The following is a 9918-nucleotide window of genomic DNA, read 5'->3' on the forward strand; positions in this document are numbered from 1 at the left end:
GCCGCGTCGCCCACCACTGCGGCCGCCCCGACGATGACCAGCGTCAGGGGCAGTATCGAATTCCTGGCTAGCGAGCGCACAAGGTCATTATCGACACGGGCCAGGAATTGAGGGTGCTTCAACGGGAGGCCCCCGTCACACTCCACCACCTCAAAGGCACCGGCCTGTCAGCCCGCACCCGCAACGACCTGGACGCCGTCACCGCCGAGCTCAATAGCCGCCCAAGCAAGGCGCGCGCCAGCGTCGCTGACCCGATGGCGTACTTCCAGTCGATCGCCCACACCGGCATCGCCGCGTCCTGCCGGTCAGCGGTTCACGCCGAGCGTGGCCTCCTCCACATGGTCCGCGTCCGAGGCGTCGCTGAGCCCGAGCCGCAGGTGCTCGATGTGGTAAACGGCCTGGTCGAGGAGTTCGGCGACGTGGTTGTCGTAGAGGGCGTAGATCACCGAGCGGCCCTGGCGCCGACCGACGACCAGGCCGAGGTTGCGCAGCAGGCGCAGCTGGTGGGAGCAGGCGGACTGTTCCATGCCGACCTCAGTGGCGAGTTCGGTGGCAGCGCAGGGGCCCTCGCGCAGGCGGGAGAGGATCAGCAGCCGGGAGGGGGTGGCGAGGGCCTGGAGGGTGGTGGCCACCCGGGCGGCGCTGTCCGCGTCCAGGCGGCCGCGCGGGACGGGGTTCTTCGCGGGAGCTGCTCCATGACCCATGGCGGCCATCATACAAGCGATACTTGAAGAGCTCTTCATATGTACCTGTATGGTGGTCGAGTCGATCCGTCCTGCCCTCCCGAGGGGTTCTTCGTCATGTCTTCCACCCTGACCGAGCGGCCCGCGCCCACCGTGACCGCGCACCCGGATGCCACCCGACGGCGGCGGACCCGGGTCTTCGCGCTGCCCGAAGCCCGCTGGGCCGCAGCGGCCACGGTGCTGTTCCTGCTCGCCCTCCCGCTGCAGCTGACCGGCGCGCCCGCCTGGACGTGGGGATCGCTGTACGGGCTCGCCTACGCCGCCGGCGGCTGGGAGCCCGCGCTGGCCGGACTGCAGGCGCTGCGGGAGAGGACCCTCGACGTCGACCTACTGATGATCGTGGCCGCGCTCGGGGCCGCCGCCGTCGGCCAGACCATGGACGGCGCCCTGCTGATCGTCATCTTCGCCACCTCCGGCGCCCTGGAGGCGCTGGCCACCGCCCGCACCGCCGACTCGGTGCGCGGCCTGCTCGATCTCGCCCCGGCCACCGCGACCCGCCTCCGCGACGACGGAGGCGAGGAGACCGTACCCACCACCGACCTCGCCCTCGGCGACACCGTGCTGGTCCGGCCCGGCGAGCGCATCGGCGCCGACGGCCGCGTGCTGGACGGGGCGAGCGAGGTCGACCAGGCCACCATCACCGGCGAGCCGCTGCCCGCCGCCAAGGAGCCGGGCGATGAGGTGTTCGCCGGCACCCTCAACGGCACCGGCGCCCTCCGCGTCCGGGTCGAGCGAGACGCCTCCGACACGGTGATCGCCCGGATCGTGCAGATGGTCGAGGAGGCGTCCGAGACCAAGGCGCCGACCCAGTTGTTCATCGAGAGGGTCGAGCAGCGCTACTCGATCGGCATGGTGGCGGCCACGCTGGCCGTGTTCGCCGTACCGCTCGCCTTCGGCGCCGCGCTGACCGGCTCGCTGCTGCGGGCCATGACCTTCATGATCGTCGCCTCCCCGTGCGCGGTGGTGCTGGCGACCATGCCGCCGCTGCTGTCCGCGATCGCCAACGCCGGACGGCACGGCGTACTGGTGAAGTCCGCGGTGGTGATGGAGCGCCTGGGTCAGGTAGACGCGGTGGCGCTGGACAAGACCGGCACCCTCACCGAAGGCACCCCGCGCGTCACCGACGTCCGGCCGCTGCCCGGCTCGCGACTCACGGAAGGGCAGTTGCTGCGAGTGGCCGCCGCGGCCGAACACCCCAGCGAGCACCCGCTGGCCCGCGCCGTCGTGGCCGCCGCCCGCGCCCGGGGTCTCGCCCTGCCCCACGCCGAGGACTTCGCCTCCACCCCAGGCGTCGGAGTCACCGCCACGGTGGACGACCGCAAGATCGCCGTCGGCTCCCCGGCCCGGCTGCTGCCCGGTGCCGAGGGCGCGCACACCGCCGTCGCCGCCGAACTGGAGGACGGCGGTCGCACCGCGGTCCTGGTGGTGGCCGACGGCGCACCGGCCGGCGTCCTGGGCATCGCCGACCGGCTGCGCCCGGACGCCACCGCCACCGTCGCCTCCCTCACCGCGCTCACCGGCACCGCGCCGACACTGGTCACCGGCGACAACCCCCGGGCCGCCGCCCACCTGGCCGCCGAGGCCGGCATCACCGACGTCCGCGCCGGACTGCTCCCGCAGGACAAGGTGGCTGCGGTCAGGGAACTGGAGCGGGCCGGCCGCAAGGTCCTGGTCGTGGGCGACGGCGTCAACGACGCGCCCGCCCTGGCCGCCGCCCACACCGGCGTCGCCATGGGAAGGGCCGGCTCCGACCTGGCCCTGGAGACCGCGGACGCGGTGATCGTCCGCGACGAACTGGCCACCGTGCCCGCCGTGGTGGCCCTCTCCCGCCGGGCCCGCCGTCTGGTCGTGCAAAACCTGGCCGTCGCCGCGGTGTTCATCTCGGGCCTCGTCGTCTGGGACCTCACCGCCACCCTCCCCCTCCCCCTCGGCGTCCTCGGCCACGAGGGCTCGACCGTCATCGTCGGCCTCAACGGCCTGCGGCTGCTGCGCGAAGCCGCCTGGACAAGGTCCCGCGAGGAGGGCCGCCGCTGACCCAGCGAGTCCCATGGCCCGCCGTACCCACGCAGGTGCGGCGGGCCATTGCCGTCTGACTGCTCCGGCAGCGCTGCTGAACCAGGGTCGCCACTCAGCCGCACATGACTGGCCGTTCATATGGACATGGATTTCATTTCCATCTACGGTGGTGCGTGCCGACCCGGCACGAGCCACAGGGGGTGATGCGCCAATGGGCGGCCGGACGACCCGACAACGCAAGGCGGTCACGCGGGCACTCGCGGGCTGCCAGGACTTCGTGTCGGCCCAGGAGCTGCACACTCTGCTCCTGGCCGGTGACCACGCGATCGGCCTGACCACCGTCTACCGCGCCCTGCGCGAGCTGGAGGCGGACGGCGGTGTGGACGTCGTACGCGACGAAATCGGCGGGCGGCTCTACCGGCTGCGTCCGGCCGACGGGCACCGCCACTACCTGATGTGCCGCGGCTGCGGCCGCAGCCGGCCGGTGGACTCCGAGGTCGTCGAGGAGTGGGCGGGCCGGATCGCCGCCGCGACCGGCTTCACCGCGGTGGAGCACACCGTCGAACTCACCGGCGTCTGCGCCGACTGTTTGCCCCACACCGACGGAGGCCGGCCGTCCGGGGACGGAGATGGAGGAGAGGAACAGCCATGCCACTGGGATCGCGGCCCGGGCCTCCGGGGCCCAGTCCGCAGCTGCGCGAGCTGAAAGAGACCGTGCGTGCCCTGCTCGATCTCGACGACGACACCGCCGTCCTGATCCGCCAGCTCGCCTGCACCGAACCGGGCTGCCCGCCGCTGGAAACGGTCGTCGTGGTGCTGCCGATGGAGGGCGACGCCCGACGCTGGACCTTGCACCGCCCCGCCGACCAGATCACCGAGGACGACCTGCGGGCCGCCCTGCTCGCCGCTGAACAGCACGACTAGGAGACCGACTTGACCACCACCCCCGTAACCGAAGAGCCGCGTGACGAACGGGTCCCCGTCACCGTCCTGACCGGCTTCCTCGGCTCCGGCAAGACCACCCTCCTCAACCGCATCCTCACCGAGAACCACGGCATGAGGATCGCGGTCATCGAGAACGAGTTCGGCGAGGTCGGCATCGACGACGCCCTCGTCCTCGACGCCGAGGAAGAGATCTTCGAGATGAACAACGGCTGCATCTGCTGCACCGTGCGCGGAGATCTGATCCGCATCCTGGGTGCGCTGATGCGGCGCCGCGAGAAGTTCGACCACATCCTCATCGAGACCACCGGACTGGCCGACCCCGCGCCCGTCGCGCAGACCTTCTTCATGGACGACGAGATCGCCGCCCAGCTGCGGCTGGACGCCATCGTCACCCTCGTCGACGCCGCCCACGTGCTCCAGCACCTGGACGAGGTCAAGCCGGAGGGCGTGGAGAACGAGGCCGTCGAGCAGATCGCCTTCGCCGACCGCGTCGTCCTCAACAAGACCGACCTGGCCGGGGAGGAGACCATCGGACAGGTCGTACGCCGCATCCGGGCCATCAACGGCGGAGTGCGGATCATCCCCGCACAGCACGCGCGCATCAATCTCCACGAAGTGCTGGACGTGGGCGCGTTCGACCTCGAGCGGGTGCTCGCCGACGACCCCGCCTTCCTCACCGAGACCGAGCACCAGCACGACACCACCGTCACCTCGGTCGGCATCGAGCTGACCGGGGAACTGGACGAGGACCGGCTCAACGCCTGGCTCGGCCAGTTGCTGCGCACCAAGGGCGTCGACCTCTTCCGCTCCAAGGGCATCCTCGCCATCGCCGGAGCGCCCAAGCAGTACGTCTTCCAGGGCGTCCACATGCTGCTGGACGGCACCTTCGGACGCGACTGGCGCGAGGGCGAACCCCGCACGAACAAGCTGGTGTTCATCGGCCGCAACCTCGACCGCGAGGCCCTCGAACGCGGCTTCGCCGACTGCCTGGCCACGGCGGGGGCAGTCGCGTGAGTACGACGGTGCAGTCCCCGCTCGCCTGGGAGGCAGGCGTCGACGACGCACCCGTCGCCCTCAGCGCGCGGGGCGATCTGGTCGCCGTCGCCGGAGCCGAGGGGACGGTGAAGGTTCTCGACGCGGCGATGGGCGCCGAGATCGGGGCGTTCGAGGTTCCCGGAGGTGCACTCGCGGTCGCGCTCTCCCCGGATGCAGGGCACCTGGTGGCGACCGGCCCCCTGGGGTACGCCCTGTGGCGCCGCTCCGACGGGCGTACGACGGTGCGGGAGTCCGGTGCCTGGTCGGCGGCCGCCGCCTGGGCCGACGGCACCCGGGTCGCGGTCGCCTCCGGCCGCCGCGCACTCGTACTCGACGCGGACGGCGGCGAGTTGTGGCGTACGGAGCCCGCCGCGTCGACCGTCACCGACCTCGCCTGGATGCGGCAGGGGCGGCGCCTGACCGTGGCCGCGTACGGGGCCGTGCGCTGCCACGAGAGGCACACCGAGAAACCGGTCGCCACGTACCCCTACGTGGGCTCCCACCTCGCACTCGCCGTCGCACCCACCGGGAGGTGGATCTGCAGCGGCAACCAGGACGCCTCCATCCATATCTGGAGGGCGCGAGACGGCGGCGAACTCACCATGTCCGGCTACCCGGAGAAGGTCTCCCGGCTCGCCTTCGACGACACCGGCTTCTGGCTGGCCGCCGACGGCGCACCCGACGTGACCGTGTGGGACTTCTCCGGCAAGGGTCCGGAGGGAACCGCACCGCGCTCGCTCCGCTGCCACGAGACGGTGACCGCGCTGGCCTGGCGGCCGGGCGCGGCCGGGCATCTGGCCAGCGGCGGCGCCGACGGCACCGTCGCCCTGTGGCACGCCACCGCCGGGCGGCCGCAGGCGCGCCTGCGGCCCGCGCGCGAACTGGACGGCACGGGCGCGGCGGTCGCCGCACTGGCCTGGACAGGTCCCCACCTGCTGGCCGTCGCGTGGCGGGACGGCCGGATCCGGACGTACGGCGTGCCGTCCCGGACCGCGCTGTGAACCGGTCCGTCATCCGGGCGGCCGCTCCCCGCCCGTGCACGCTCGTCGTGTGCCGGGGCTGCTGCTGCGGCAACCCGCGCAAGCACCCCGGCACCGACCACGCCTGGCAACTGGACCGACTGCGCGCCGGCGCGGCGGAACGCGGCTTCCAGCTCCGTACGACGGACTGCCTCGGCCCGTGTGACCAGGCCAACGTCATCGTCGTCCAGCCCTCCACCGCCGGGCGCCGGGCCGGAGGCCGCGCCGTCTGGGTCGGCTTCGCCATGGACGACGACAGCACCGACGACCTGCTGCGCTGGGCGCAGGCGGGCGGACCCGGCATCGCCGAACCGCCCGCCACCCTGGCCCTCCAGTTCATCCGCCCGCCGCGCGAGGCCCGCGCCCGTGCACGCCGATGACCTCGACGCCGGCGGCCGCGACATTCTCGCGGCCGCCCGGCTCGACGAAGCCACCGCCGCCTCCGTCGCCACGACGCTCCAGGCCGTCGCCACGCCATCCCGCCTGCTGATCCTCACCACCCTGCGGCAGCGCCCGTACCCCGTCGGCGAACTCGCCTGCGCCGTCGGCATGGAACAGTCCGCCGTCTCCCACCAACTGCGCCTGCTGCGTGCCCTCGGCCTGGTCACCGGCCGCCGCGACGGCCGGCGCATCGTCTACAGCCTCTACGACGACCACGTCGCCCAACTCCTCGACCAGGCCGTCCACCACATCGAGCACCTGCACCTCGGCGTCCGCGACATCGGCTGACGCACAGCATCCAGGAGCAGTGCGTCAGTTGAGGTGTGCCACCTGCTGCGGCACCGGGGCCGCGCGCAGCCGGTCGGGCAGCGTGCCGTCGTCGGGCATTCCGGCCCGAAGCCACGCCCCCACCACCTCGGCGTCGGCTTCCGTCACCAACGGGCCGAGTCGTACGGCGACACCACTCGGCCTGCGGTCGGCCCCGCACGGCTGCACGGCGGCGTGCAGACCGCGGCGCCGGCGGCAGTGCAGCACCCTCGCGAGGCAACCGGTGGAGACCATCACCCCGTGCGGGCACTCCCGGACCGCACGGCACAGGGCGTCCATCACCCGCCCCCTCACGGCGGCACGGCATGAGCCGCAGACCACGAGGGTGAAAGGGCGGCTCTGACGGCCGCCTGCGGTATCGCTCATCTCTGAGTCTCCTCCGTGTCGGTGAAAGGGATCCCCTGTTTGCCGCTGCGGCGCCCCAACAGGCCATGATCGTCGGCAAGTTGAAGCCCTGGCGATTTGACAGCACCCGGCCACACCTCCAGCCTATGCTCATGACATCCATTTTCAATAGAGGGGGTGGCCAGCCATGCGCGTTGCCTTCGTCAGCAAGGGCGGCAGCGGCAAGACGACCCTGTCGGCCCTCTTCTCCCGCCACCTGGCGCACTCGGGAGCGCCGGTTGTCGCGATCGACGGCGACATCAACCAGCACTTGGCGTACGCCCTCGGTCTCGGCGAGGACGAGGTCTTCGCCGCGCCGCCGCTCAGCGCGCGCACGAACGAGATCAAGGAGTACCTGCGGGGCACGAATCCGCGGATCCCTTCCATCGAAGCCATGGTGAAGACGACCTCGCCCGGACGCGGGTCCCGGCTGCTGCGGCTGCTCGGCGACGACGAGATCCACGGGCACCACGTCCAGGAGGTCGACGGCGTACCACTCGTGGTCACCGGCGCCTTCGACGAGGGCGATCTCGGCGTGGCCTGCTACCACTCCAAGCTCGGTGCAGGTCGAGCTGTACCTCAACCACCTCGTGGACGGCCCCGGCGAGTACGTCGTCGTCGACATGACCGCCGGCGCCGACACCTTCGCCTCCGGCCTGTTCACCCGCTTCGACATGACCTTCCTGGTCGTCGAGCCGACCCGCAAGAGCCTCTCGGTCTACCGCCAGTACCGCGACCACGCGGCCGAGTTCGGCATCCCCATCGCCGTGGTCGGCAACAAGGTCACCGGCGAGGACGACCTGCTCTTCCTCGAGGAGCACGTCGGCGACGATCTGCTCGCGCACTGCGCACAGTCCTCCTATGTCCGCGCCCAGGAACAGGGCCGCAGCCGCGGCGAGTTGGAGCCGCACAACACCCGCACCCTGGACCTGCTGCGCACGACTGTGGACGCCCGCACCAAGGACTGGACGGCTTTCCAGAAGCACGCCGTGGAGTTCCACCTGCGCAACGCCGCCGCCTGGGCCAACGAGGCCACCGGCCAGGATCTCGCCGCCCAGGTCGACCCGGACTTCCAGCACGGCCCCACAGCACTGGCCGCCCTCGTCTGACCTTCACTCCCTCAAGAACAGGACCACAGAACAGGACAGCCTTCATGTCACTCGACGTCTCCCCGCAGCTGCTCGCCGAGGCCGAGAACGGCGATGTGCAGGAGCAGGACTTCGTGGAAACGGTCCGCACCTCCCTGCCGTACGCCTACGACCTCATCGCCCGGCTCGCCAAGGAACTGCGGTCCGGCACGGCGGAGTTCGCCGACAACCAGACCCCGCCGCCCTCCGAGAAGGACCGCGGCCAGCTCCTGCGCGCCCTGTCCAGCGACGCCATCCGCGGCAGCCTGGAACGGCACTTCGGCATCGCTCTCGCCTTCCAGAACTGCCACCGCGTCGCCGCCTTCCACGCCGAGGCACGCGGCGGCGAGACCCACATCCGCTTCACATCGCCCCGGGCGCAGATCCTCAACCAGTCACCGGAGTTCCGCGACTGCTGAACCACTGCCGGTCGCGACCACCGACTGCCGGAACCGGCGTTCGGCAGTCAAGCCGGCCACTTCGTCCCCCACGCTTGTCCCGGCGACATCCGCCGCACCCCCCACCTGCGCAGCCCCGAGCAGTCGTACGCCCGGTCAAAAGATGGCAACGGTTTTCATCTGCCATTGATCTGAAAATCATTTCCATCTAGCGTCGAAGGTGTCGCCACACGGCCGGCGCGTGTCCGCTGCGCGCCCGGTATCGCCCTAAGGAGCTCCCGCATGTCTACCGCCCCCGCCTCCCGTTCCGCCTGGCCGACCGCGAGGATCGCACTGGTCACCGCGACGGCCGCCCTGACGGCCGTGACGGCGACCGCCTGCTCGACCTCCTCCTCGCACACCAGCAACACCGCCGCGACCAGCAGTGGCAGCGGCTCGGGCAAGGCGATCCAGGTGGTGGCGGCGGAGAACTTCTGGGGCAGCATCGCCTCCCAGCTCGGCGGCAGCCACGTGAAGGTGACCAGCATCATCAACAACCCGGATGCCGACCCGCACGACTACGAGCCCACGGCTGCCGACGCCCGCACCGTGGCCGGCGCCCAGTACACGATCGTCAACGGCATCGGCTACGACGCATGGGCTGACAAGCTGCTGGCCGCCAACCCCGGCAGCGGGCGCACCCAGCTCAAGATCGGCGACCTGGTCGGCATCAAGCCGGGCGGCAACCCGCACCGCTGGTACTCCCCGGACAACGTCCACCAGGTCATCGAGAAGATCACCGCAGACTACAAGAAGATCGACCCGGCCGACGCGGCTTACTTCGACCAGCAGAAGACGACCTTCGAGACGAAGACGCTCGCCGGCTACAACAAGCTCATCGCCGACATCAAAGCGAAGTACGCGGGCACGCCGATCGGTGCTTCCGAGTCCATCGTCACGCCGCTCGCCGAGGGCCTGGGGCTGAAGATGCTCACTCCGGAGACGTTCCTGGACGCGATGAGCGAGGGCTCCGACCCCACGGCCAAGGACAAGGCCACCATCGACCAGCAGATCAAGAACAAGAAGATCAAGATCTACGTCTACAACTCCCAGAACTCCACGCCCGACGTGCAGGCACAGGTCAAGGCGGCCAAGGCCCAGGGCATCCCGGTCGCCACCGTCACCGAGACCCTCACCCCCGCCGGGGCCACCTTCCAGCAGTGGCAGACCACCCAGCTGCAGGGCATCGAACAGTCCCTGGCCAAGGCCACCGGGAAGTGAACTGAAGCCATGAACCCGATAGCGAAGGCCCGCGAAGCCGTCACACACACCAGCAGTCACACCGTCCCCGGCCGCCGAAGCGGGGGGCACGACACGGCCGCAGGAGCAGGAAGCGATCCGGTGGTCGCCCTGCGCGGGGCCGCCGTGCGGGTCGGCGGCCGGACGCTGTGGTCGGGGGTGGACCTTCGCATCGGGGCCGGCGAGTTCACCGCCGTGCTCGGCC

11 protein-coding genes and 2 pseudogenes are annotated in these 9918 nt (G+C 71.2%); 11 read left to right on the top strand and 2 right to left on the bottom strand.

Annotation, left to right across the window (positions count from 1 at the left end; all coding sequences use genetic code 11):
• Positions 1-305: 305 nt before the first annotated feature.
• On the bottom strand, positions 306-704 hold the full coding sequence (locus tag ABT288_RS47830) for an ArsR/SmtB family transcription factor (RefSeq protein WP_351622795.1): 399 nt from the start codon (positions 702-704) through the stop codon (positions 306-308).
• Between the two features lie 96 nt (positions 705-800).
• Between ABT288_RS47830 and ABT288_RS47835 the strand changes: the two genes are divergently transcribed.
• The 7 genes from ABT288_RS47835 (at position 801) to ABT288_RS47865 (ending at position 6487) form a co-directional block, all read left to right on the top strand.
• Positions 801-2777: a heavy metal translocating P-type ATPase gene (locus ABT288_RS47835; protein WP_351622798.1), complete on the top strand. Its 1977-nt coding sequence runs from the start codon at positions 801-803 to the stop codon at positions 2775-2777.
• A gap of 193 nt (positions 2778-2970) precedes the next feature.
• Positions 2971-3465, top strand: coding sequence for a Fur family transcriptional regulator (locus ABT288_RS47840; protein WP_351622801.1), 495 nt, complete (start codon positions 2971-2973; stop codon positions 3463-3465).
• 8 nt (positions 3466-3473) lie between these two features.
• The gene (locus ABT288_RS47845; RefSeq protein WP_351622804.1) at positions 3474-3683 is read left to right on the top strand and encodes a hypothetical protein; all 210 of its coding nucleotides are present in this window, start codon (positions 3474-3476) and stop codon (positions 3681-3683) included.
• Positions 3684-3692: 9 nt separating this feature from the next.
• Positions 3693-4718, top strand: a complete 1026-nt coding sequence (locus ABT288_RS47850) for a CobW family GTP-binding protein (protein WP_351622806.1) — start codon at positions 3693-3695, stop codon at positions 4716-4718.
• Positions 4715-5740 carry a WD40 repeat domain-containing protein gene (locus ABT288_RS47855; RefSeq protein WP_351622808.1) on the top strand — a complete coding sequence of 342 codons (1026 nt, stop codon included), beginning with the start codon at positions 4715-4717 and terminating at the stop codon, positions 5738-5740. Before ABT288_RS47850 ends, ABT288_RS47855 begins: the two co-directional genes overlap by 4 nt.
• On the top strand, positions 5737-6138 hold the full coding sequence (locus ABT288_RS47860; RefSeq protein WP_351622811.1) for a (2Fe-2S) ferredoxin domain-containing protein: 402 nt from the start codon (positions 5737-5739) through the stop codon (positions 6136-6138). The genes ABT288_RS47855 and ABT288_RS47860 overlap by 4 nt, the downstream gene beginning before the upstream one ends.
• Complete coding sequence (locus ABT288_RS47865) at positions 6125-6487, top strand: ArsR/SmtB family transcription factor (protein ID WP_351622814.1); 363 nt, start codon at positions 6125-6127, stop codon at positions 6485-6487. Before ABT288_RS47860 ends, ABT288_RS47865 begins: the two co-directional genes overlap by 14 nt.
• Before the next feature lie 24 nt (positions 6488-6511).
• Here ABT288_RS47865 and ABT288_RS47870 read toward each other — a convergent pair whose 3' ends face one another.
• Positions 6512-6892, bottom strand: a complete 381-nt coding sequence (locus ABT288_RS47870) for a hypothetical protein (RefSeq protein WP_351622816.1) — start codon at positions 6890-6892, stop codon at positions 6512-6514.
• A gap of 166 nt (positions 6893-7058) precedes the next feature.
• Between ABT288_RS47870 and ABT288_RS47875 the strand changes: the two are divergent.
• The 4 genes and pseudogenes from ABT288_RS47875 to ABT288_RS47890 form a co-directional block, all read left to right on the top strand.
• Positions 7059-8019: pseudogene (locus ABT288_RS47875) on the top strand (ATP-binding protein).
• A 44-nt stretch (positions 8020-8063) separates the two neighbouring features.
• On the top strand, positions 8064-8456 hold the full coding sequence (locus tag ABT288_RS47880; RefSeq protein WP_351622819.1) for an SCO5389 family protein: 393 nt from the start codon (positions 8064-8066) through the stop codon (positions 8454-8456).
• A 261-nt stretch (positions 8457-8717) separates the two neighbouring features.
• Positions 8718-9695 carry a metal ABC transporter solute-binding protein, Zn/Mn family gene (locus tag ABT288_RS47885; RefSeq protein WP_351622822.1) on the top strand — a complete coding sequence of 326 codons (978 nt, stop codon included), beginning with the start codon at positions 8718-8720 and terminating at the stop codon, positions 9693-9695.
• Between the two features lie 9 nt (positions 9696-9704).
• Positions 9705-9918: pseudogene (locus tag ABT288_RS47890) on the top strand (metal ABC transporter ATP-binding protein); the annotation flags it as partial.

This window comes from Streptomyces sp. NPDC001093 (assembly GCF_040298985.1).
Taxonomy (GTDB): domain Bacteria; phylum Actinomycetota; class Actinomycetes; order Streptomycetales; family Streptomycetaceae; genus Streptomyces.

Coding starts and splice junctions, on each gene's coding strand:
- ABT288_RS47830 (WP_351622795.1), bottom strand. CDS start 704: ATGGGTCATGGAGCAGCTCCCGCGAAGAACCCCGTCCCGCGCGGCCGC.
- ABT288_RS47835 (WP_351622798.1), top strand. CDS start 801: ATGTCTTCCACCCTGACCGAGCGGCCCGCGCCCACCGTGACCGCGCAC.
- ABT288_RS47840 (WP_351622801.1), top strand. CDS start 2,971: ATGGGCGGCCGGACGACCCGACAACGCAAGGCGGTCACGCGGGCACTC.
- ABT288_RS47870 (WP_351622816.1), bottom strand. CDS start 6,892: ATGAGCGATACCGCAGGCGGCCGTCAGAGCCGCCCTTTCACCCTCGTG.
- ABT288_RS47880 (WP_351622819.1), top strand. CDS start 8,064: ATGTCACTCGACGTCTCCCCGCAGCTGCTCGCCGAGGCCGAGAACGGC.
- ABT288_RS47885 (WP_351622822.1), top strand. CDS start 8,718: ATGTCTACCGCCCCCGCCTCCCGTTCCGCCTGGCCGACCGCGAGGATC.